The sequence below is a fragment of the Pseudomonas sp. AG1028 genome (genome assembly GCF_007993955.1).
In the GTDB taxonomy this organism is placed as follows: Bacteria; Pseudomonadota; Gammaproteobacteria; order Pseudomonadales; family Pseudomonadaceae; genus Aquipseudomonas; species Aquipseudomonas straminea.
This window is the reverse complement of the sequence record NZ_VIVP01000001.1, coordinates 287,984-309,826: the sequence shown is the minus strand read 5'-3', so window position 1 is coordinate 309,826 and position 21,843 is coordinate 287,984. Positions and strand designations below refer to the sequence as shown.

General features: G+C 61.4%; 19 protein-coding genes, 1 tRNA gene, 1 other RNA gene and 1 pseudogene. 4 read left to right on the top strand and 18 right to left on the bottom strand.

From position 1 onward, the window contains the following. Positions 1-2: 2 nt before the first annotated feature. From mraZ to rsmI, 3 genes are all read right to left on the bottom strand, one after another. Positions 3-458: a division/cell wall cluster transcriptional repressor MraZ gene (mraZ, locus tag FB481_RS01405; RefSeq protein ID WP_013792660.1), complete on the bottom strand. Its 456-nt coding sequence runs from the start codon at positions 456-458 to the stop codon at positions 3-5. A 302-nt stretch (positions 459-760) separates the two neighbouring features. Next, positions 761-1,110, bottom strand: an RNA gene (rnpB, locus tag FB481_RS01400) — RNase P RNA component class A. A gap of 41 nt (positions 1,111-1,151) precedes the next feature. Further along, positions 1,152-2,024 (bottom strand): 16S rRNA (cytidine(1402)-2'-O)-methyltransferase, encoded by an 873-nt coding sequence (gene rsmI / locus FB481_RS01395; protein WP_093504126.1) that lies wholly within the window; start codon positions 2,022-2,024, stop codon positions 1,152-1,154. A 196-nt stretch (positions 2,025-2,220) separates the two neighbouring features. Between rsmI and FB481_RS01390 the strand changes: the two genes are divergently transcribed. The 4 genes from FB481_RS01390 (at position 2,221) to FB481_RS01375 (ending at position 5,561) form a co-directional block, all read left to right on the top strand. Then, on the top strand, positions 2,221-3,978 hold the full coding sequence (locus tag FB481_RS01390; RefSeq protein WP_147174852.1) for a penicillin-binding protein activator: 1,758 nt from the start codon (positions 2,221-2,223) through the stop codon (positions 3,976-3,978). Then, complete coding sequence (locus FB481_RS01385) at positions 3,938-4,336, top strand: YraN family protein (RefSeq protein ID WP_093504283.1); 399 nt, start codon at positions 3,938-3,940, stop codon at positions 4,334-4,336. Before FB481_RS01390 ends, FB481_RS01385 begins: the two co-directional genes overlap by 41 nt. Before the next feature lie 101 nt (positions 4,337-4,437). Then, positions 4,438-5,031: a phosphoheptose isomerase gene (locus FB481_RS01380; protein WP_013792664.1), complete on the top strand. Its 594-nt coding sequence runs from the start codon at positions 4,438-4,440 to the stop codon at positions 5,029-5,031. Next, positions 5,028-5,561 (top strand): BON domain-containing protein, encoded by a 534-nt coding sequence (locus FB481_RS01375; protein ID WP_093504128.1) that lies wholly within the window; start codon positions 5,028-5,030, stop codon positions 5,559-5,561. The genes FB481_RS01380 and FB481_RS01375 overlap by 4 nt, the downstream gene beginning before the upstream one ends. Before the next feature lie 65 nt (positions 5,562-5,626). On the opposite strand, the pseudogene FB481_RS01370 reads toward FB481_RS01375, so the two are convergent. The 15 genes and pseudogenes from FB481_RS01370 to rlmE all read right to left on the bottom strand — a co-directional run bounded on the left by FB481_RS01370 (position 5,627) and on the right by rlmE (position 21,776). Next, positions 5,627-6,378 (bottom strand): annotated as a pseudogene (locus tag FB481_RS01370) (carbon-nitrogen hydrolase family protein). 150 nt (positions 6,379-6,528) lie between these two features. Further along, positions 6,529-8,634: a polyribonucleotide nucleotidyltransferase gene (gene pnp, locus FB481_RS01365; protein WP_093504129.1), complete on the bottom strand. Its 2,106-nt coding sequence runs from the start codon at positions 8,632-8,634 to the stop codon at positions 6,529-6,531. 206 nt (positions 8,635-8,840) lie between these two features. Beyond that, positions 8,841-9,110, bottom strand: a complete 270-nt coding sequence (gene rpsO, locus FB481_RS01360) for a 30S ribosomal protein S15 (RefSeq protein ID WP_042554902.1) — start codon at positions 9,108-9,110, stop codon at positions 8,841-8,843. A gap of 139 nt (positions 9,111-9,249) precedes the next feature. Beyond that, positions 9,250-10,167, bottom strand: coding sequence for a tRNA pseudouridine(55) synthase TruB (truB, locus tag FB481_RS01355; protein ID WP_093504130.1), 918 nt, complete (start codon positions 10,165-10,167; stop codon positions 9,250-9,252). 4 nt (positions 10,168-10,171) lie between these two features. After that, entirely contained in the window at positions 10,172-10,579 is a 408-nt protein-coding gene (rbfA, locus tag FB481_RS01350; RefSeq protein WP_013792669.1) for a 30S ribosome-binding factor RbfA, read from the bottom strand. A gap of 109 nt (positions 10,580-10,688) precedes the next feature. Further along, positions 10,689-13,178: a translation initiation factor IF-2 gene (infB, locus tag FB481_RS01345; protein ID WP_093504131.1), complete on the bottom strand. Its 2,490-nt coding sequence runs from the start codon at positions 13,176-13,178 to the stop codon at positions 10,689-10,691. Positions 13,179-13,204: 26 nt separating this feature from the next. Further along, entirely contained in the window at positions 13,205-14,686 is a 1,482-nt protein-coding gene (nusA, locus tag FB481_RS01340) for a transcription termination factor NusA (RefSeq protein WP_093504132.1), read from the bottom strand. Positions 14,687-14,749: 63 nt separating this feature from the next. Then, positions 14,750-15,208, bottom strand: a complete 459-nt coding sequence (gene rimP, locus FB481_RS01335; protein WP_013792672.1) for a ribosome maturation factor RimP — start codon at positions 15,206-15,208, stop codon at positions 14,750-14,752. A gap of 301 nt (positions 15,209-15,509) precedes the next feature. After that, positions 15,510-15,595 (bottom strand) — tRNA-Leu (locus FB481_RS01330). A 10-nt stretch (positions 15,596-15,605) separates the two neighbouring features. Beyond that, positions 15,606-15,992 carry a preprotein translocase subunit SecG gene (secG, locus tag FB481_RS01325; RefSeq protein WP_147174851.1) on the bottom strand — a complete coding sequence of 129 codons (387 nt, stop codon included), beginning with the start codon at positions 15,990-15,992 and terminating at the stop codon, positions 15,606-15,608. A 4-nt stretch (positions 15,993-15,996) separates the two neighbouring features. After that, positions 15,997-16,752, bottom strand: a complete 756-nt coding sequence (gene tpiA / locus FB481_RS01320) for a triose-phosphate isomerase (protein WP_147174850.1) — start codon at positions 16,750-16,752, stop codon at positions 15,997-15,999. A gap of 65 nt (positions 16,753-16,817) precedes the next feature. Beyond that, positions 16,818-18,155: a phosphoglucosamine mutase gene (glmM, locus tag FB481_RS01315; RefSeq protein ID WP_093504136.1), complete on the bottom strand. Its 1,338-nt coding sequence runs from the start codon at positions 18,153-18,155 to the stop codon at positions 16,818-16,820. 22 nt (positions 18,156-18,177) lie between these two features. Then, complete coding sequence (gene folP, locus FB481_RS01310) at positions 18,178-19,029, bottom strand: dihydropteroate synthase (RefSeq protein WP_093504137.1); 852 nt, start codon at positions 19,027-19,029, stop codon at positions 18,178-18,180. A gap of 10 nt (positions 19,030-19,039) precedes the next feature. Next, a complete protein-coding gene (ftsH, locus tag FB481_RS01305) occupies positions 19,040-20,956 on the bottom strand; it encodes an ATP-dependent zinc metalloprotease FtsH (RefSeq protein ID WP_178109814.1) in 1,917 nt (638 codons plus the stop codon). A gap of 187 nt (positions 20,957-21,143) precedes the next feature. Further along, positions 21,144-21,776, bottom strand: a complete 633-nt coding sequence (gene rlmE, locus FB481_RS01300; protein ID WP_147174848.1) for a 23S rRNA (uridine(2552)-2'-O)-methyltransferase RlmE — start codon at positions 21,774-21,776, stop codon at positions 21,144-21,146. Between the last annotated feature and the right edge of the window lie 67 nt (positions 21,777-21,843).

Below are 21,843 nucleotides of genomic sequence, written 5' to 3'. Positions count from 1 at the left end.
GTTCACAGAATCAGGTCACGAAGGTCATCGGAAAGAGCACCCGGTTGTTTGATGGCGGCCAGATCGGCATCAGCCACGGCGTTCCAGGAATCCTCATCCCACAGTTGAAATTTATTGAGCTGCCCCACCAGCATCGCGCGCTTGTCCAGTTTGGCGTATTCGCGCAACCGCGGTGGAACCAGGAAACGACCGCTGCCATCCAGTTCGAGGTCGACGGCATTACCAATCAGCAGACGTTGCAGGCGACGGTTCTCTTCACGGAAGGAGGCCAGTTCGCGCAGCTTGTTCTCGATGATTTCCCACTCCGGCAGCGGGTAGACACAAAGGCAGGGATCGATGGCGTCGATGGTGACGATGAGCTGGCCAGCCGAACGCGAAACGAGCTCATCCCGATACCGACTTGGCATCGCGAGCCGCCCCTTGGCGTCAAGACTTATGGCGTTAGCTCCGCGAAACACGATCGCGTTTCCCCTTTAATCAGCCATCCGCATCCAAAAAAACCCACTTCATGCCACTTTTTACCACCGGAGCACACTATAGGAACGCGCATACCCCACCGTCAAGGCGGGCCAGAACGGAAAATTCCTTATAGAACGGAGATTTAGCGAATAAATAAGAAGTGGGACGAGCGCCCAAAGCCGGAAAGATGGCTAAAAAACAACCACATACAAGAACCTACTCAACGAACTTAAAGTAGTTTGTTAAGAGTAAGATTTTTTCGGTATTAGAAATGAGGAGGAGAAGCAAAAGCAGTAAGGAGGTGGAGAGTCGATCTATAAGCCGGGTTCTGTCGAGGACAGCCATTCCTCTACGACGTACATCACTGCACGTCTTTAGCAACCTACCCGGTTCCAGCGCGGGCCACGCCAATGGAACCCTATTTGGTCTTGCTCCGAGTGGGGTTTGCCTAGCCACGGACTGTTACCAGCCGTGCGGTGCGCTCTTACCGCACCTTTTCACCCTTACCGGCGCCGAAGCGCTTAGGCGGTTATTTTCTGTGGCACTTTCCGTAGGCTCACGCCTCCCAGGCATTACCTGGCACTCCGCCCTATGGAGCCCGGACTTTCCTCCCCCTTCCAGATGGAAGGCAGCGACTGTCCGATCGACTCTCCGCCGCGTAGGGTAACCGCTGGCGCACGCCTAGAACAAGGTCAACCGTCCTGTTGACGCTCCAAAGCTGCCTGATAGAGCAGGTTCTTGCGCGCGCCGGTGATCTGCGCGGCCAGTGCTGCCGCACGCTTGAGCGGCATTTCGGCAAGCAGCAGATCGAGCACGCGCAGCGCCTCGACGCTTACCGCCGCCTCGTCTTCGGGCGCCTGCCAGCCGGCAACCAGCACCACGCATTCGCCACGCTGCTGATTGGCATCGGCCGCCACCCACTCGCACAACTGCTCTAGCGGCATGCCCTGCAGGGTCTCGAACGTCTTGGTCAGCTCCCGGGCCAGCAGCGCCTGGCGCTCGCTGCCAAACACCTCGCGCATGTCCTGCAGGCACTCGAGGATGCGATGCGGCGCTTCATAGAAGATCAGCGTGCGCGGCTCCTCGCGAACCAGCTCGAGGCGGGCCCGCCGCCCGACCGTCTTGGCTGGCAGAAAGCCTTCGAAGACGAAGCGATCGGACGGCAGGCCGGCAGCCGACAGTGCCGCGATCAGTGCGCAGGCACCAGGCACCGGAACCACGCGAACCCCGGCGGCCCGGGCCTGGCGCACCAGGTGATAGCCCGGGTCGGAAATCAGCGGCGTGCCGGCATCGGAAATCAGCGCCACATCGTCTCCCGCCAGCAGGCGCTCGATGAACCGATTGCCTTCATCGCGCTCGTTGTGCTCATGGCAGGCCGCCAGCGGTGTACCGATACCGAAGTGCTGCATCAGGCGCGCCGAGTGCCGGGTGTCTTCAGCGGCGATCAGCGCCACATCGCCAAGCACCTTCAAGGCCCGGGCACTGAGATCGTCGAGATTGCCAATGGGCGTCGCCACCACGAACAGGGTGCCCGCGGCGCTTCGGGGTGCTTCATTAGCAGTCACGGCAATGCCTCTTTAAATAAGCGGAAAGCCGCCATTGTAACGCGAGCCAACCGCCAGGGCAGAACTGCACCACCAATACGGGCGCAATACGAGCGCCTGCGACCTCTGCGTACCGGTTAACACCTTCAGCGTCGCGCCAAGGCGGTGCCTTGGGTACAATCCGGCGTTCATTTGCTCAAGACCCGGAATCGCTTACATGATTGCCTGCCTGCGTCCGCTCTCTGCACTCTGCCTAGCCGGCCTGCTCGTTGCCTGCAGCAGCTCGCCCTCCTCGAACCTTGGCGAACTGCCGCGCACACCCCAGGCCAGCGTGGAGCAGATGCTCCAGAAAGCCGGCACCAGCCAGAACGAAGAGGCCCAACTGCTGCGCCTGTCGGCCGCCGACCTGGCTGCCAAGCAGGGCAACACGCAACGCGCCGAAAGCATTCTCGGGCAGGTCGACCTGCAACTGCTCAAACCGGCGCAGCAGATCTATGCCAGCACCCTCAAGGCCGAACTGGCCCTGATGCGCAACGACGCCAAGGCCGCCCTCGCCGCCCTGAACCACCCCAGCCTGGAGCGCCTCGGCGAACTGCCGGTCGAACAGCAGACCCGCACCCAGCTGGCCCGCGCCAACGCGCTGGAAAAGGACGGCCAGGTTCTCGCCGCCGCCCGCGAGCGCGTATTCATCGCCCCGCTGTTGAGCGGCGACGAAGCGCAGCGCAATCAGGACCATATCTGGAGCCTGGTCTCCAGCCTGCCGACCGAGCCTGCTGCGACCGCCGATGACGCCGACCTGGCTGGCTGGCTGTCGCTGGCCCAGGTGGCGAAAACCGTCGGCACGCTCAAACAGCAACAGGACGCCATCGACAACTGGCTGGCCAAGCACCCCAACCACCCGGCCGCCCAGCAGCTGCCCAAGGCCCTCGCCGACCTGCGCGCCCTGTCCAGCAAGCCGCTGGAAAAGATCGCCCTGCTGCTGCCCCAGGAAGGCCAGCTGGCTTCGGTGTCGCGTGCCCTGCGTGACGGTTTCCTGGCCGCACACTACCAAGCCCAGCAAGCTGGTGAGAAGCCGCCGCAGATCCAGTTTTACGACAGCGCCCGCCTCAGCTCGCTGGACGACTTTTATCGCCAGGCCCAGGCTGACGGCGTAGAGCTGGTGATCGGCCCGCTGGAGAAGAACCTGGTTACCCAGCTGGGCAACCGCGATCAGCTGCCGATCACCACCCTGGCCCTGAATTATGCCGATCCAAGCGCCAAGAACCCGGCCCAGCTGTTCCAGTTCGGCCTGGCCGCCGAAGACGAAGCCCGTGAAGTCGCCCGCCGCGCCTGGGCCGATGGCAAGCGCAGTGCCGTCGCGCTGGTACCCAAGGGCGATTGGGGCAACCGCGTGCTGGATGCCTTCCGCCAGAGTTGGCAAGCCGCCGGCGGCACCTTCCTGGGCGCCGAGCAGATTGATCAGCCGGTGGACATGGCCAGCCAGGTCGCCCGCCTGATGCAGGTAAACGGCACTTCGCGCCGTCAGGACGTGGATTTCATCTTCCTCGCCGCCACACCGCAACAGGCCCAGCAGATCAAACCGACCCTGGCCTACCAATACGCCGGCGACGTACCGGTGTACGCCACCTCGCATCTGTTCAGCGGCAGCATGAGCGCAGCCCAGTACCGCGACCTGGACGGCATACGCTTCTGCGAAACCCCGTGGCTGCTGGATGCCAACGACCCGCTGCGCCAGCAGGTCAACAGCCAGTGGCCGCAGGCCGGTGGCAGCCTGGGCCGGCTGTACGCCATGGGCGTCGACGCCTTCCGCCTGGCACCGCGCCTGGATCAGCTCAAGACCCTGCCCGACAGCCGCGTCGAAGGCCTGTCCGGCAACCTGAGCCTGGGCGCCTCGCAGCGCGTCGAGCGTCAGCTGCCCTGGGCACAATTCAGCAATGGCCAGGTTCAGCGCCTGCCCGACGCCAACATTGAGTGACGATCCGCGCCATGTCAGCGGGCGAGCGGCCGAAGCCCTCGCCCGCGAGCATCTGCAAGACCATGGCCTGCGCCTGATAGAGCAGAACTGGCGCGGCAAGCGCGGCGAACTCGATCTGGTCATGCTCGATGGCGATACAGTAGTATTCGCCGAAGTGCGCTACCGCAAGCACAGCGCCTGGGGTGGCGCGGTGGAAAGCGTCGACTGGCGCAAGCGTGACAAACTGATCGCCACCGCTACGCAATTTCTGCAACAGGAGAAGCGCTGGGCCAAACATCCCTGCCGTTTCGATGTCATAGCCGTAGGCCATGGCACACCCGCATCACTGCAATGGATCAGAAACGCCTTCGACAGTTGAAGCACTTGCTCGCTGAGATGCCCTGATTCACCGCCCTTTCCAACGACAGCGCCACGCGCCCAGCGGCCGCGGCCTCGTTATAGTCAAGGTCAAAGCTCTACATGGACATGCAAGCCCGTATTCGCCAGCTGTTTCAAGCCAGCATCGAAACCAAGCACCACGCCATGGAGGTGCTGCCTCCGTTCATCGAGCACGCCAGCCAGGTGATGGTTCAGGCGCTGCTCAGCGAGGGCAAGATTCTCTCCTGCGGCAATGGTGGCTCGGCCGGCGATGCGCAGCACTTTTCTTCGGAGCTGCTCAACCGCTTCGAGCGCGAGCGCCCCAGCCTGCCGGCGATCGCCCTGACTACCGACAGCTCGACGATCACCTCGATCGCCAACGATTACAGCTATAACGAAGTCTTTTCCAAGCAGATCCGCGCCCTGGGTCAACCCGGCGACGTGCTGCTGGCCATATCCACCAGCGGCAACTCCGCCAACGTCATTCAAGCCATCCAGGCTGCCCATGACCGGGAAATGACCGTGGTCGCCCTGACCGGCCGCGACGGCGGCGGCATGGCCTCGCTGCTGCTGCCCGAAGATGTCGAAATTCGCGTGCCGTCGAAGGTCACGGCGCGCATTCAGGAAGTCCATCTATTGGCCATCCACTGCTTGTGCGACCTTATCGACAGTCAACTGTTTGGGAGTGAAGAATGACCCGTTCACCACTGATCTTCGCCGCCTTGGCATTGAGCTTGATCTTGGGCGGTTGCGGCAGCCGCAGCATTGGCAACAAGATCGACGACCAGTTCGTCGGCCCGGATGTGGCCAACGCCATCAGCCGCGCTCACGCCGACCTTGCCAGCCCCACCTCGCACATCGTGGTGACCAGCTACAACGGCGTGATTCTGCTTGCCGGGCAAACGCCCCGCGCTGAACTGAAATCTACAGCCGAGCAGGCCGCCCGCCGCGTTCAGGGCGTACGCAAGGTACATAACGAGCTGCAGGTGCAGCAGCCCAGTTCACTCTTGGCACGTAGCAACGACTCGCTGCTGACTACCAAGATCAAGACCCAGATGCTCGCTGACAGCGGCGTGCCGGGCAGCCGCGTCAAGGTGATCACCGAAAACGGCATCGTCTACCTGCTCGGCGTGGTCAGCCGCCAGGAGGCCAACGCGGCCAGCAACGTGGTGCAGAACACCTCGGGCGTGCAGAAAGTCATCAAGCTGTTCCAGTACACCGACTAACCGCCACACCCCATAAAAAACGCCAGCTAGGCCGAGCCTGACTGGCGTTTTTTATGCCTGACGGTTCAGCAGGCCAGCACGATATCGCGCCCGTGCCAGCCATCGGCCTGCCTGGATATGACCAGCAGACGATTGCCCGTGCCTGCTGTTGCGGCAATGCAGCGCCCCTGCTCATCCCAGAATGCGCTACGCCCGGCTGCCGCCCAGCCCCCGTCGGTCCACCGTGATTGACCATCAGCACAGCCATGCCATGGCGCTGCGCATACCCCTGCAGCAATGCACTGTCGTGGGCGTAGCCGCCCTCGCCGATCAGCAAACTAGAGGCATAAATTTGCGCGCCACGCTCAGCGGCCTGAGCCGGATGCTCAGCGCGGCTGAAGTCGGCGCATACCGACAAGGCCACTGCCCGATCATCGATACACAGCAACTCGCCGCCGGCCCCCGGACAGAAGAACACCTCCTCTCCCGCATGCAGGTGCTGCTTGGTGTATACGCCCAGAGAACCGTCGCCTTTGAGGACACAGGCCGCGATTTGCGGTTTGTCGAGACCAGGCACACGTAGCGGAACACCGACTACCGTGGTCATCTCCGCCTCCCTGGCCATACTGCGCAAAGGGTCGAACAGGCCGCTGTCAGGCCCCTGCGCCAGGCCACATGCCAAGGTCGGCTCGTATCCCGTTAGCGATAACTCAGGAAAAACCAGCAACCTGGCACCCTGCTCAGCGGCGTGCTGCATGAAACGTATATGCATGGCCAGATTGGCCTCGAGATCGCCAGCGCGAACCACACACTGGGCAGCAACCATAACGGATGCCATAGGCTTCTCCAGAAAAAGCGCCACCTTATCCCAGCCGCTGGTTTCAACACAGCAGAATGCCAAGAGAAGCCGGCCAGCCAGACGACGGATAATAAAAAAGCCAGTCAGGTCACCCTGACTGGCTTTCTCGTTACGCGACTTCAGCCCGGATCAGACACCCGAGGCCTTGGCGGCGGCGACGTCCTTGATGGACAGCTTGATACGGCCGCGGTTGTCCACGTCCAGCACCAGCACTTCTACTTCCTGACCTTCCTTGAGGATGTCAGTGACCTTCTCTACGCGCGCATCGCTGAGCATGGAGATGTGCACCAGACCGTCCTTGCCCGGCAGGATGTTGACGAAGGCGCCGAAGTCGACGATGCGCTCAACCTTGCCGACGTAGATCTTGCCGATCTCGGCCTCGGCGGTGATCGCCAGTACGCGCTGCTTGGCAGCGTCGGCGGCTTCCTTGGTTTCGCCAAAGATCTTGATCGAGCCGTCGTCTTCGATGTCGATCGAGGCTTTGGTCTCTTCGCAGATGGCGCGGATGGTGGCGCCGCCCTTGCCGATGACGTCACGGATCTTGTCCTGATCGATCTTCATCGCCAGCATGGTCGGGGCGTTGGCCGACAGCTCGCTGCGCGACTGGGCGATCACCTGGTTCATCTGGCCGAGGATGTTCAGGCGCGCTTCCAGGGCCTGATTCAGGGCGATCTCCATGATCTCTTCGGTGATGCCCTGGATCTTGATGTCCATCTGCAGCGCGGTGACGCCATTGGCGGTACCAGCTACCTTGAAGTCCATGTCGCCCAGGTGGTCTTCGTCACCGAGGATGTCGGTCAGAACGGCGAATTTCTCGCCTTCCTTGACCAGACCCATGGCGATACCGGCAACCGGCGCCTTCATCGGTACACCCGCGTCCATCAGCGCCAGGGAAGCGCCGCAAACGGAGGCCATGGAGGACGAACCGTTGGATTCGGTGATCTCCGAGACGATACGGATGGTGTACGGGAACTCGTCAGCGCTCGGCAGCATGGCAGCAACGCCACGACGAGCCAGACGACCGTGACCGATCTCACGACGACCAGTGGCGCCCATGCGACCACACTCGCCCACCGAGTAGGGCGGGAAGTTGTAGTGCAGCATGAAGGGGTCTTTCTTCTCGCCTTCGAGGGTGTCGAGCAGCTGTGCGTCGCGGGCGGTACCGAGGGTGGCCACGACCAGCGCCTGGGTTTCGCCACGGGTGAACAGGGCCGAACCGTGGGTCTTGTCCAGCACACCGACTTCGATGTTCAGGCCACGTACGGTACGGGTGTCACGACCATCGATACGCGGCTTGCCGTTGACGATGTTCTCGCGCACGGTGCGGTATTCGATTTCGCCGAAGGCGTCTTTGACTTCGCCAGCGCTCGGCTGACCTTCCTCACCAGAGAACTTGGCAACCACCTGGTCACGCAGCTCGCCCAGGCGCGCATAGCGATCCTGTTTGATGATGATGGTGTAGGCGTCGGAGATCGCGGCACCGAACTCGGCGCGGATGGCGTCCAGCAGGCTGGTGTTGGCAGCAGCAGGCTGCCAGTCCCAACGCGGCTTGCCCGCTTCGGCGGCCAGCTCGGTAACGGCCTGGATAACGGCCTGGAATTCGTCATGGGCGAACAGCACGGCACCCAGCATCTGGTCTTCGGTCAGCTCTTTGGCTTCGGATTCGACCATCAGTACGGCGTCTTTGGTGCCGGCCACGACCATGTCCAGGCTCGAGGCCTTGAGCTGCTCGTAGTTCGGGTTCAGCAGATAGCCGGTTTCCGGGTGGTAGGCAACACGGGCGGCACCGATGGGGCCGTCGAACGGAATGCCGGAGATGGCCAGGGCAGCGGAGGTGCCGATCATCGCAGCGATGTCCGGATCGGTCTTCTTGCTGGTGGAGACCACGGTGCAAATGACCTGCACTTCGTTCTGGAAGCCTTCCGGGAACAGCGGGCGGATCGGACGATCGATCAGGCGCGAGGTCAGGGTTTCCTTCTCGCTCGGGCGCGCTTCACGCTTGAAGAAGCCGCCAGGGATCTTGCCGGCTGCGTAGGTCTTTTCCTGGTAGTGCACGGACAGCGGGAAGAAGCCTTTGCTCGGGTCAGCCGACTTGGCGCCTACCACGGTGACCAGCACGGTTACGTCGTTGTCGACGGTGACCAGCACGGCGCCGGAGGCCTGACGGGCGATACGGCCAGTCTCGAGGGTTACGGTCGACTGACCGAATTGAAATTTCTTGATTACCGGGTTCACGGTGTTTTCCTTCTCTCTGTTGCCTTTGGGGAAACGGTTTCTTGCGAATTCGTGGGCAATCGCTTCGGGAGTCGGCCCGGCGCTGTCCTGAGATGAAGCGACTTAGGGCTTCGGTACGGCGTAAAACGGATGAAGCATAAACGCAAAAGCTGGAAGCGGGGCGAGCCCACTTCCAGCTTTTGCGGTCAACGACGACTAAGCATTGCTTAGCGACGCAGACCCAGGCGACCGATCAGGGCGCTGTAACGGCTGGTGTCCTTACCCTTCAGGTAGTCCAGCAGCTTGCGGCGCTGGTTGACCATACGGATCAGGCCACGACGCGAGTGGTGGTCTTTGCCGTTGGCCTTGAAGTGGCCTTGCAGCTTGTTGATGTTGGCGGACAGCAGAGCAACCTGGACTTCCGGGCTACCGGTATCGCCTTCAGCTTGCTTGTAGTCGTTAACGATCTGGGCTTTTTCTTCAACGCTGAGTGCCATGTGGGCATCCTCTCATCTGGAGACAGTCGCAAGGGCAGTCTCAATAGGCCGGGAATCGCTTCCCGTGTTTTAAAAGGAGGTATGACCGTGCCTATTGACAGCCACCCTCGTTACGAACCGCCGAAACGGTTCGCCACGGTCACGCGGACCGAATCAGACGACGCGGCGCAATGCGCCCGTCTTCGCTCACTTCACCGATACCGATGAAGCGACCATTGTGATCTTGCACCCGAACCATGCCGAACTTCGGCGCGTCCGCGGCGCGAACCGGCTGCCCTTGCAGCCAATAGAACGAACTGTGCTCCGAAAAGCTCAGCAGCGGCCAATGCTCCAGCCCGCTGTCCACCGGCAGCAGGAAGCGATCGACGGCTTCGTTGCCACCCTCTTCATGGGCCTGCAGCAGTTCATCCAGACTGACGCTCTGGGACAGGTCGAACGGGCCGGCCTTGGTACGGCGCAGCTCGGTGACATGGGCACCACAGCCCAGCAGATGCCCGATATCCTCGACCAGCGTACGGATATAGGTACCTTTACTGCAGTCCACCGCCAGGCTCGCCTTGTCGGCCGCACTGCTCAGCAACTCCAGGCGCGCAATAGTAACAGAACGCGCCTCGCGCTCCACTACTTCTCCGGCACGCGCAAGTTTGTACAACGGCTGGCCATCGCGCTTGAGCGCCGAATACATCGGCGGCACCTGGCGGATGTCACCGCGAAAACGCGGCAGCAGCGCCTCGATGTCCGAAGCTTCGACATTCACTTCGCGGCGCTCGATCACCTCACCCTCGGCATCGGCCGTGGTGGTGGTCACGCCGAGCTGCATGACCGTCTCATAGCCCTTGTCGGCATCGAGCAGGTACTGGGAGAACTTGGTCGCCTCGCCGAAGCACAACGGCAGCACACCGGTGGCCAGCGGATCGAGGCTACCGGTGTGCCCGGCCTTCTCGGCATTGAGCAACCAGCGCACCTTCTGCAACGCCGCGTTGGAGCTGAAGCCCTTGGGCTTGTCGAGCAGGATGATGCCGTCGACCTTGCGACGAATACGTTTAACCTGGGCCACGCGCTTACTCCTTGGCCTCGGTGTCGCTGTCAACGTGCTTGCTGTCCTCGGTCACCGCACGCTCGATCAGCGCCGACAACTGGGCACCACGCACGATGCTTTCATCGTAATGGAAACGCAGGTGCGGCACGCTGCGCAGCTTCATCGCCTTGCCCAGCTGCATGCGCAGGAAACCACTGGCGTCGTTCAGCACCTTGAGGCTCTGCGCGATGGGGTCGGAACCCTCCTGCGGCTCGGCGCCCATGACGGTGACGAACACCTTGGCATGGCTGGCGTCACGGCTGACATCGACCGCGGTAACGGTGACCAGGCCACCCAGGCGCGGGTCTTTGACTTCGGTACGAATCAGCTGCGCCAATTCGCGTTGAATCTGGTCGCCGATACGCTGGGCACGGCTGTAGTCTTTTGCCATCGTTGCTACCTTCCACTCGTCTCGCTGCCTGCAAAAGCAGCGGACTCAAAAGCGGCAAACGCCCGGCCGCGCAGATGCGGGGCCGGGCGTTGCGTGTTGCGACTCGCGATTACAGGCTGCGAGCCACCTGGACTTTCTCGAACACTTCGATCTTGTCGCCGACCTTGACGTCGTTGTAGCTCTTCACGGCGATACCGCACTCCATGCCGTTACGCACTTCGGCCATATCGTCCTTGAAGCGACGCAGGGACTCCAGCTCGCCTTCGAAGATCACCACGTCGTCGCGCAGTACGCGGATCGGACGGTTACGGTAAACCGTACCCTCGACCACCATACAACCGGCGACCGCACCGAACTTCGGCGAACGGAATACGTCGCGCACTTCGGCGATACCGAGGATGTTCTCGCGAACGTCGCTGCCGAGCATACCGGTGAGCGCCTTCTTGACGTCCTCGATGATGTCGTAGATGACGTTGTAGTAGCGCATGTCCAGGCCTTCGGCCTCGACGATCTTGCGCGCACCAGCGTCAGCACGGACGTTGAAGCCGAACAGCACGGCGTTCGACGCCAGGGCCAGGTTGGCATCGGACTCGGTGATACCACCGACGCCGCCACCGACCACGCGCACCTGCACTTCGTCGTTGCCCAGGGTGCTGAGCGAGCCCTGCAGTGCCTCGAGAGAACCACGCACATCGGACTTGAGAACGATGTTGAGGGTTTTCTTCTCTTCCTGGCCCATGCTCTCGAAGATGTTCTCCAGCTTGCCGGCGTGGGCACGAGCCAGTTTCACTTCGCGGAACTTGCCCTGACGGAACAGCGCAACCTCACGAGCCTTCTTCTCGTCGGCGACGACGGTCATGTCGTCGCCGGCTTCAGGCGTGCCGTCCAGGCCGAGAATCTCGACCGGGATGGACGGGCCGGCTTCCTTAACAGGCTTGCCATTTTCGTCCAGCATGGCGCGGATGCGGCCGTAGTTGGAGCCGACCAGCACCATGTCGCCCTGGCGCAGCGTACCGTCCTGAACCAGAACGGTGGCTACAGGGCCGCGGCCCTTGTCCAGACGCGATTCGACGACCACGCCACGGCCAGGCGCCGTCGGCATGGCCTTGAGTTCGAGCACTTCGGCCTGCAGCAGAACTGCTTCGAGCAGTTCGTCCACGCCGGTACCCATCTTGGCCGAGACGTGCACGTAGGGTGCGTCGCCGCCCCACTCTTCCGGAATCACGTCGAGTGCGGCCAGGCCGTTCTTGATGTTGTCCGGGTTGGCATCGGGCTTGTCGATCTTGTTAACCGCGACCACGATCGGCACGCCAGCCGCTTTCGCGTGCTGAACCGCTTCCTGGGTCTGCGGCATCACGCCGTCATCGGCCGCCACCACGAGGATGACGATGTCGGTAGCCTTGGCACCACGGGCGCGCATCTGAGTGAACGCAGCGTGACCAGGGGTATCGAGGAAGGTCACCATGCCGCGCTCGGTTTCCACGTGGTAGGCACCAATATGCTGCGTGATACCACCGGCTTCACCGGACGCGACCTTGGCACGACGAATGTAGTCGAGCAGCGAGGTCTTACCATGGTCGACGTGACCCATTACGGTCACCACCGGCGCACGGGAAATCGCCTCACCTTCGAACTTCAGGGACTCGGCCAACTGCTCTTCGAGCGCGTTGTCGCTGACCAGCTTGACCTTGTGGCCGAGCTCTTCGGCGACCAGCTGAGCGGTCTCCTGGTCCAGCACCTGGTTGATGGTGGCAGGCGTGCCCATCTTGAACATGAACTTGATGACTTCAGCAGCCTTCACCGACATCTGTTGGGCCAGTTCGCCCACGGTGATGGTCTCGCCGATCGACACTTCACGCACCACCGGGCCGGCCGGAGCCTGGAAGCCATGCTGGTTGCGCTTCTTGAGCTTGGACTTGCCACGGCCACCGCGACGGAAGCCATCGCTCTCTTCGTCGATGGTACGCGGCGCCACACGTGGAGCAGGTGCCTTTTCCTTGACGGTCGGGCGGTGCTGAGTGGTCTTGCGCTCACCACCACGACGATCGGCATCGTCGCTACGTGCCTTATCGGGACGACGTGGCTCTTCTTTCTTGCGCTCCTCGACAACCGGGGCAACTGGCGCATCGACAGTGGCCGGAGCCGCAGTCGCTTCGACAGCGCGCTCAGCCGGGGCTGCAGCCGTCTGACGCTTGGCTTCTTCTTCGGCCTGGCGCTTGGCTTCTTCCTCGGCCTTCAGGCGAGCAGCTTCCGCCGCAGCACGTTGCTCTTCGAGCTCGCGCTGTTTCTCGGCTTCGATCTCTTCGTTGCTGCGCTTGACGAAGGTCTTCTTCTTACGCACTTCAACGCTGATGGTCTTGCTACCAGCAACCCGGAGGGTGCTGGTGGTCTTGCGCTGCAAGGTAATCTTGCGCGGTTCCTCGGCTTTCTTGTCGCCGTGGCTGCTCTTCAGGTGAGCAAGCAGGGCCTGCTTTTCGTTATCGGTGACAACTTGCTCGGCACTGCTGTGCGGCAAACCCGCCTCTCGCATCTGCTGCAGCAGGCGCTCTACCGGTGTGTCGACCACTTGGGCCAGTTCTTTCACCGTGACTTGCGTCATGCACTTCTCTCCTCAGGCCGTAAAACTTACTCGAACCAGTGGGCTCGGGCGGCCATGATCAGCTTGCCGGCACGCTCTTGGTCGATGCCGTCGATGTCGAGCAGGTCGTCGATCGACTGCTCGGCCAGGTCTTCACGGGTAACCACCCCGCGTACTGCCAGTTCCTGCGCCAAACCTTTGTCCATACCCTCGACTTCGAGGAGGTCTTCGGCCGGCTGGGCGTCTGCCAGTTTTTCTTCCGTGGCGATAGCCTTGGTCAGCAAACGATCCTTCGCCCGAGAGCGCAGTTCGTTGACGATTTCTTCGTCGAAACCATCGATGCTGAGCATCTCTTCCATCGGCACGTAGGCGATTTCTTCCAGGCTGGTGAAGCCTTCTTCGACCAGCACCTGGGCCAGTTCTTCGTCGACTTCCAGCTCGTCGATGAAGCCCTGCAGGATATCGCCGGTCTCGGCCTGCTGCTTGGCCTGGATGTCCGCCTCGGTCATCACGTTCAGCGTCCAGCCAGTCAGTTGGCTAGCCAGGCGCACGTTCTGGCCACCACGACCAATCGCCTGCGCCAGGTTGTCTTCGCCAACGGCGATGTCCATCGCGTGGGCATCTTCATCGACGATGATCGCCGCGACTTCGGCCGGCGACATCGCGTTGATGACGAACTGCGCCGGGTTGTCGTCCCACAGCACGATATCCACACGCTCGCCAACCAGCTCGCCGGAAACAGCCTGAACGCGCGAACCGCGCATGCCGATACAGGCACCCTGCGGATCAATGCGTTTGTCCTTGGAACGCACCGCGATCTTGGCGCGCGAACCCGGGTCTCGGGAGGCGGCCTTGACCTCAATGAGGCCTTCAGCGATCTCCGGCACTTCGATGCGGAACAGCTCGATCAGCATTTCCGGCGCGGTACGCGACAGGATCAGCTGAGGGCCGCGGTTCTCGGTGCGGATTTCCTTGAGCAGTGCACGCAGGCGCACACCGACACGGAAAGTCTCACGCGGGATGATGTCTTCGCGCGCCAGCAGGGCCTCGGCGTTGGCACCCAGATCAACGATGACGCTGTCGCGGGTCACCTTCTTGACGGTACCGGCGATGATCTCACCCAACCGTTCGCGGTAGGCTTCGACCACCTGGGCGCGCTCGGCTTCACGAACCTTTTGCACGATGACCTGCTTGGCGGTCTGCGCAGCGATACGACCGAACTCGATGGATTCGATCTTCTCCTCGAGCACGTCGCCGACCTTGGCATTGGCCTCGACAGCACGCGGCATGTCGGTCGTTACCTGATGAGCCGGGTCTTCGAAGTTTTCTTCGTCGACCACGGTCCAGCAACGGAAGGTCTCGTAGTTACCACTCTGACGATTGATCGACACACGCAGTTCGACTTCGTCTTCAAAACGTTTCTTGGTCGCTGTGGCCAGCGCCAACTCGAGCGCCTCGAAAATCACAGCGGCCGGTACGCCCTTTTCATTGGATACCGACTCAACAACCAGCAGTACTTCTTTGCTCATCGTACGCCTCGCCTTTCGCAATCCATTGGGATCCACACATTCCGATCCCGCAGGATCCGTGTCTCAATCAAATCGGGGGATAATGTTGGCCTTGTCGATCATGTCGATCGGCAAAAGAAACTCGTGGTCATCCACCTGCACCACCACGTCCTCTTCCTCCACACCACGGAGCAGACCCTGGAAGTTGCGGCGCCCTTCGAACGGCGAGCGCAACTTGATTTTCACCTGCTCGCCGACGTGACTGGCGAACTGAGCCAACGTAAACAGTGGCCGATCCATGCCAGGCGACGATACCTCGAGAGTGTATTCGGCACTGATGGGATCCTCGACGTCGAGAACGCCACTGATCTGCCGACTGACCTTCTCGCAATCGTCGATAAGAATGCCGTCGGCATGATCGATGTAGATACGCAGCAGCGAGTGCCGCCCCTGAGACAGGAACTCGATACCCCAGCATTCGTAGCCAAGCGCTTCGACTACTGGGGCCACCAAGGCCTGCAACTGTTCTAGCTTGCTCGACACCTGAACCCCTCGCGCATGCTGTGCAAATAAAAAATGGGCGAAACGCCCATCTACAAGACCGCCCAGACGGCGGAAAATCTGTCTACCAAGTAACAAAAAGCCCCTTAAAAGGGGCTCAATGAAAACCGACTGCGGGGGGATGGACTTGAGCCAAAGACCTTCGGGTTATGAGCCCGACGAGCTACCGGACTGTTCACCCCGCGCTAAAACTGGGAGCGGATTATACGGCTGAAACGCCGCACGGGTCAACCAACCCCCCAGATACAGAAAAGCCCGCATGCAGCGGGCTTTTCTGTTTAATTGGTACCGAGAAGGGGACTCGAACCCCTACAGCCTATGGCCACTACCACCTCAAGGTAGCGTGTCTACCAATTCCACCACCTCGGCAATTTGACACTTACTTCGTTTCGGGAGCCTGAGGTACGTCTTGCTCTCCCGAAACTGGCGCTTGTTGTTGCTCAAGCACCGGTACATCTTCCGCAGGCTTGTTGCTCTGCGGCGCTTCCATCACCGCCGGATCCGGCAAACCAGCCTGACCCAGTGTATCAGACTTTTGATTAGCAAAATACGCTAACCCCAAGCTGGTAATGAAAAAACTGGCGGCGAGTATAGCAGTAACTCGACTCAGAAAGGTAGTACTTCCTTGGCTACCGAAAACGGTATTGGAAGCCCCCGCACCGAACGAAGCACCTGCATCGGCACCTTTACCCTGCTGCAGCAGAACCAGCACAACCACGCCGATCGCAGCCAGCAGATGAAGAACTACAACGCCTGTTTCCAGCATATTCTTAGTTTCCTGCAGCGCGACAAATCGCACCGAACTCATCCGCATTCAGAGAGGCCCCACCCACAAGCCCCCCATCGATATCAGGCATGCCGAAAAGCTCGGCTGCATTGGCGGCCTTGACGCTGCCGCCGTAAAGAATTCTCAACCCACTCGCTACCTGCGGGTCTTTCGCTGCGACTTGCGCACGAATGGCCGCATGCACGTCCTGCGCCTGCTGAGGCGTCGCCGTCAGCCCGGTACCAATGGCCCAGACCGGCTCATATGCCACAACTGCACCTGCAAGCACCGAAACACCCAGCGCATCGATCACACTATCGAGCTGGCCGGCAACCACCTTGAGGGTTTCACCTGCCTCGCGCTGCTCCAGGGTTTCCCCAACGCACAGCACCGGCACCAGCCCGGCGACCTGAGCCGCCGCGAACTTGCGTACGACCTGCTCTTCGCTATCACCCAGAATCAGGCGACGCTCGGAATGACCGATCAGCACCAACTCGCAACCGACATCGCGCAACTGATCGCTCGACACCTCTCCGGTCAATGCACCCTGCCCCGCTTCGACGGCGCAATCCTGGGCACCTACCGACACCGCAAGACCACTGACCCCCTCGACAACCTGGCCGAGATGAACACTGACAGGAAACACCGCAACCTCGACATCGGCAGGCAGTGACTGCCGATTCAGACCATCGATCAGCTCTGCGACACTGGCGCGGGTACCGTGCATTTTCCAGTTACCAGCAACCATTGAGCGACGCATGCTTTACCTCGTTGGTCAAAGAGGGCGCAGATGTTACCCAACCGCTTGTGGACTGGCAAGCCGAATCAAGCACAGACGCGCGAGACAATTTCAGCCAATTCATCGGCATAGGCTCGAACCTGAGTTTCGTCCTCGCCTTCGACCATTACCCGCACCAGTGGCTCGGTACCGGACTTGCGCAGCAGCACCCGGCCACGCCCAGCCATGCGCTCGGTCACACTGTCGCTGGCCGCCTGTACATCCGGGTGTTTGAGCGGATCGACGCCACCGCCGAAACGCACATTGACTAATACTTGCGGGCACTTGCGCAGCCCCTGACGGGCTTCCGCCAGGCTCTGACCGCGGCGACGAATGGCCAGAAGCACCTGCAGCGCAGCAACGATGGCATCGCCAGTCGTCACATGCTGGAAGCACACTAAATGGCCCGAATTCTCACCGCCCACCTGCCAGCCGCGCTCGAGCAGCTCGGCGATCACGTAGCGGTCACCGACATTGGCCCGCACAAAGGGAATATCCAGCTCCTTGAGCGCAAGCTCCAGGCCCAGATTGCTCATCAGCGTACCCACGACACCACCCTGCAGCTTGCCGCGGGCCTGCAGATCCCGGGCAATGATGAACAGCAGCTCATCGCCATCCACCACCGCACCGGTGTGATCGACCATCAATACGCGATCGGCATCACCATCGAACGCGATACCTAGGTCAGCGTGACGCGCCGTCACTTCGGCCTGAAGGTTCTCGATATGGGTCGAACCGCAATCGGCATTGATATTCAGCCCGTTGGGCTGGGCCGACAATACTGAAACCTCGGCGCCAAGCTCCTGAAATACCGCCGGCGCGACCTTGTAGGCTGCACCGTGGGCGCAGTCGAGCACGATTTTTAACCCAGAGAAGTTGGTGCTGGTCGGCACACTGCTCTTGCAGAATTCGATATAGCGGCCGGCGGCATCGTTGATCCGCGATACCTTGCCGAGCTGCTCGGACTCGACCACGGTCATAGGCGCATCGAGCAGCTCTTCGATCATCAGCTCGACTTCATCCGGCAGCTTGGTGCCCTGCCCCGAGAAGAACTTGATGCCGTTGTCGTGGTGCGGATTGTGCGAAGCACTGATAACGATGCCAGCCTCGGCGTGGAAGGTACGCGTCAGGTAGGCGATCGCCGGCGTCGGCATCGGCCCCAGCAGCATCACGTCAGCCCCGGCTGCGGAGAGCCCCGCCTCGAGTGCCGACTCGAACATGTAGCCGGAAATGCGCGTGTCCTTGCCGATCAGGATGCGACACTTGCCCTGTTTGCGAAACGCCATACCGGCGGCCCAGCCCAGCTTGAGCATGAAGTCCGGCGTGATGGGGTACTGACCGACGCGCCCACGGATACCGTCGGTGCCAAAATACTTGCGACTCAAAACGACAACTCCCTTTTTCTATTCACTGCGCCGCTTCGACCGCAGCGACCATGCGCACCACGTCCACGGTTTCCGCCACATCGTGCACGCGCAGGATATGCGCGCCCTTGGCGACCGCCAGGGCCGCCAGGGCCAGGCTGCCGTACAGACGACCATCGACCTCGCGGCCCAGCACGGCGCCAATCATACTCTTGCGTGACACGCCGACCAGCAGCGGCAGACCAAATTCCTGCAACGCCGGCATACGCCTGAACAGGCTGAGGTTGTGCTCCAAGGTCTTGGCGAAGCCGAAACCAGGGTCGAGCACGATGCGCTGCGCCGGGATACCGGCCGCCTCGCAGACGGCCAGCCGCTCGCGCAGGAAATCGGCCACGGCTTGTAGCACGTCATCGTACTGAGGGCTTTGCTGCATTGTCGTTGGCTCACCCCGCATATGCATCAGGCACACCGGCAAACCGCTTTCGGCAGCAGCCTGCAGCGCACCCTCCCGCTGCAGCGAGCGAACATCGTTGATCAACCCGGCACCCAGCCTGGCCGACTCGCGCATCACCTCGGGCGTGGAAGTATCCACGGAGATGATCACGTCCAGCTCGGCGGCGACCGCCTCCACCATGGGCGCGACCCGCTCCAACTCCTCGACCACCGACACCGGCGCAGCGCCGGGACGCGTGGATTCGCCGCCGATATCGATCAGCGTCGCACCGGCACGCACCATGCCTTCGGCGTGCCGTAGCGCCGTATCGCGAAGAGCGAAGCGACCACCGTCGGAAAAGGAATCTGGGGTGACGTTGAGGATGCCCATCACTTGCGGACGGCTTAAATCAAGAAACCGGCTGCCACAAGGCAGCCGGTTGTTTTTTTGCACAAGAGACATGAGAAGACTTTTATACCTCGGCAGCAGGACCGCCGATGGGCTTCTCGGGACGATCTGCTTCGTCAGACTTGGTAGAAGGCGTGCCGGCACCGTTGCCGCCGCCCGTCCAGTCCTTCGGTTCGCGCACTGGGCGACCACTCATGATGTCGTCGATCTGATCGATGTCGATGGTCTCGAACTTCATCAGCGCTTCGGCCATGGCATCGAGCTTGTCACGGTTGTCGGTCAGGATCTGCTTGGCAGTGTTGTAGCAGCCGTCGATGACTGCGCGCACTTCGGAGTCGATCAGCTTGGCCGTTTCACCCGACACGCTGGCACCGGAGGAACCACCACCACCGCGCAGGAAGGGCTGATCTTCGTCTTCGGCATACAGAAGTGGGCCGAGTTTTTCGGAAAGGCCCCACTTGGTGACCATGTTCCGGGCGATCTGGCTGGCCCGCATGATGTCGTTGGACGCACCGGTGGTGACGCCGTCGAAGCCCAGGGTCATCTCCTCGGCGATACGGCCACCGTAAAGCGAACAGATCTGGCTGGTCAGCGCACGTTTACTGAGGCTGTAGCGATCTTCCTCGGGCAGGAACATTGTTACGCCCAGGGCGCGGCCGCGGGGAATGATGGTGACCTTGTAGACTGGATCGTGCTCGGGCACTAGGCGACCGACGATGGCATGGCCCGCCTCGTGATACGCGGTGTTGAGCTTTTCCTTGTCGGACATGACCATGGTCTTGCGCTCGGCGCCCATCATGATCTTGTCTTTGGCCAGCTCGAACTCTTTCATCTCCACCAGTCGCTTGCCCGCGCGGGCAGCGAACAGCGACGCCTCATTGACCAGGTTGGCCAGGTCGGCACCGGAGAAGCCTGGCGTACCACGGGCGATGACCGCAGCCTTGACGTCTTCGCCCATCGGGATCTTGCGCATGTGCACGTTGAGAATCTGCTCGCGGCCGCGGATGTCCGGCAGGCCGACGACCACTTGACGATCGAAACGACCCGGACGCAGCAGGGCCTGATCGAGCACGTCCGGACGGTTGGTGGCGGCGATGACGATGATGCCGTCATTCATTTCGAAACCGTCCATCTCCACCAGCAGCTGGTTGAGGGTCTGCTCGCGCTCGTCATGACCACCGCCCATGCCAGCGCCACGGTGGCGACCGACGGCGTCGATCTCGTCGATGAAGATGATGCAGGGGGCATGTTTCTTGGCCTGCTCGAACATGTCGCGCACGCGGGAGGCACCGACACCGACGAACATCTCGACGAAATCGGAACCGGAAATGGTGAAGAACGGCACTTTGGCTTCGCCGGCAACGGCCTTGGCCAGCAGTGTCTTACCGGTACCTGGCGAGCCGACCATCAGCACGCCGCGAGGAATACGACCGCCCAGACGCTGGAATTTGCCCGGATCGCGCAGGAACTCGACCAGCTCGCTGACCTCTTCCTTGGCCTCGTCGCAGCCGGCGACGTCAGCAAAGGTGGTCTTGACCTGATCTTCGGAGAGCAGGCGCGCCTTGGATTTGCCGAAGCTCATTGGCCCGCCCTTGCCGCCTGCACCGCCCTGCATCTGGCGCATGAAGAACATGAACACGGCGATGATCACCAGAATCGGGAAGCTGGCGACCAGCAGCTGAGTCCAGATGCTCTGTTGCTCTGGCTGCTTGCCAACGATCTCGACGTTGTTGTCCATCAGATCCTTGATCAGGCCGTTATCCTGGATCGCCGGGCGCACGGTTTCGAACGAGGAGCCGTCGGAACGCAGGCCGCTGATGATGTAGCCATCGACGGTGACGCGCTTGACCCCACCGCTCTGCACCTGCTCGATGAATTGCGAGTAGTTGAGCTTGTTGGTCTCACTGGGGCTGGAGAAGTTGTTCATCACCGTGACGAGGACGGCGGCGATGATCAGCCACAGGATCAGATTCTTTGCCATGTCGTTCAATTAGCTACCCTCTGAAGCAGGCCCCTTGCCGAAGCGTGCTTCGCATGACGACCAGTTATAAACCGATCTAACTTACTACAAACGCCCGCTCGTGGCTGACACCGTCTGTAACCCTTTATGAGACGTCTGCCCATTACGATGCGCGTCTTGGCTTGGACTGACAACCACGCCATTGGTTTTACTCGGCCACCGGCCCCTTGAAGCCTCGGGCCAGCAGATACTGCTCGCGGGAGCGGTCACGGGACGACAGGGGTTTGCGCATCTGCACCTTGTCGAACTGACGGCGCACCTCCTTGTGGTAATCGTCGAAACCCTCGCCCTGGAAGATCTTGATCAGGAAATCGCCGCCGGGCTTGAGCACCCGGCCAGCCAGATCCAGCGCCAGCTCGCACAAGTACATCGCGCGCGGCTGATCGGCGGCCCTCACCCCACTCATATTGGGGGCCATATCGGAAATCACAAGGTCGACGGGATTATTGTCGATGGCCTCAAGAATCTGGGCGAACACGGCGTCGTCGGTGAAATCGCCTTGAATGAAGGTGACATCCGGGATGCTGTCCATCTCCAGGATGTCGGAGGCGATCAGCCGACCCTTGTCGCCGATCACCCGGCTGGTGACCTGGGACCAGCCGCCCGGCGCAGCGCCGAGGTCGACCACGGTCATGCCGGGGCGCAGGATGCGATCCTTCTCCTGCACCTCCAGCAGCTTGTAACTGGCACGTGAACGGTAACCGTCCTTTTGCGCCATTTTGACGTACGGATCGTCGAAATGCTCTTTCAGCCAACGCTGGCTGGTCTTGGAACGGGCCACACAACACCTCAAGAGAACAGAATGAATAACTGGGCGGGCTTCGGGCGGCTCGGTTAAAATAGCCCGC

What these genes read in the sequence shown, in the direction of transcription:
- FB481_RS01390 (WP_147174852.1), top strand. Translation starts at nt 2,221, where the DNA reads ATGATTGCCTGCCTGCGTCCGCTCTCTGCACTCTGCCTAGCCGGCCTG.
- FB481_RS01385 (WP_093504283.1), top strand. Translation starts at nt 3,938, where the DNA reads ATGGCCAGGTTCAGCGCCTGCCCGACGCCAACATTGAGTGACGATCCG.
- FB481_RS01380 (WP_013792664.1), top strand. Translation starts at nt 4,438, where the DNA reads ATGGACATGCAAGCCCGTATTCGCCAGCTGTTTCAAGCCAGCATCGAA.
- FB481_RS01375 (WP_093504128.1), top strand. Translation starts at nt 5,028, where the DNA reads ATGACCCGTTCACCACTGATCTTCGCCGCCTTGGCATTGAGCTTGATC.
- rpsO (WP_042554902.1), bottom strand. Translation starts at nt 9,110, where the DNA reads ATGGCACTCAGCGTTGAAGAAAAAGCCCAGATCGTTAACGACTACAAG.
- rbfA (WP_013792669.1), bottom strand. Translation starts at nt 10,579, where the DNA reads ATGGCAAAAGACTACAGCCGTGCCCAGCGTATCGGCGACCAGATTCAA.
- infB (WP_093504131.1), bottom strand. Translation starts at nt 13,178, where the DNA reads ATGACGCAAGTCACGGTGAAAGAACTGGCCCAAGTGGTCGACACACCG.
- nusA (WP_093504132.1), bottom strand. Translation starts at nt 14,686, where the DNA reads ATGAGCAAAGAAGTACTGCTGGTTGTTGAGTCGGTATCCAATGAAAAG.
- secG (WP_147174851.1), bottom strand. Translation starts at nt 15,992, where the DNA reads ATGCTGGAAACAGGCGTTGTAGTTCTTCATCTGCTGGCTGCGATCGGC.
- tpiA (WP_147174850.1), bottom strand. Translation starts at nt 16,752, where the DNA reads ATGCGTCGCTCAATGGTTGCTGGTAACTGGAAAATGCACGGTACCCGC.
- folP (WP_093504137.1), bottom strand. Translation starts at nt 19,029, where the DNA reads ATGTCTCTTGTGCAAAAAAACAACCGGCTGCCTTGTGGCAGCCGGTTT.
- ftsH (WP_178109814.1), bottom strand. Translation starts at nt 20,956, where the DNA reads ATGGCAAAGAATCTGATCCTGTGGCTGATCATCGCCGCCGTCCTCGTC.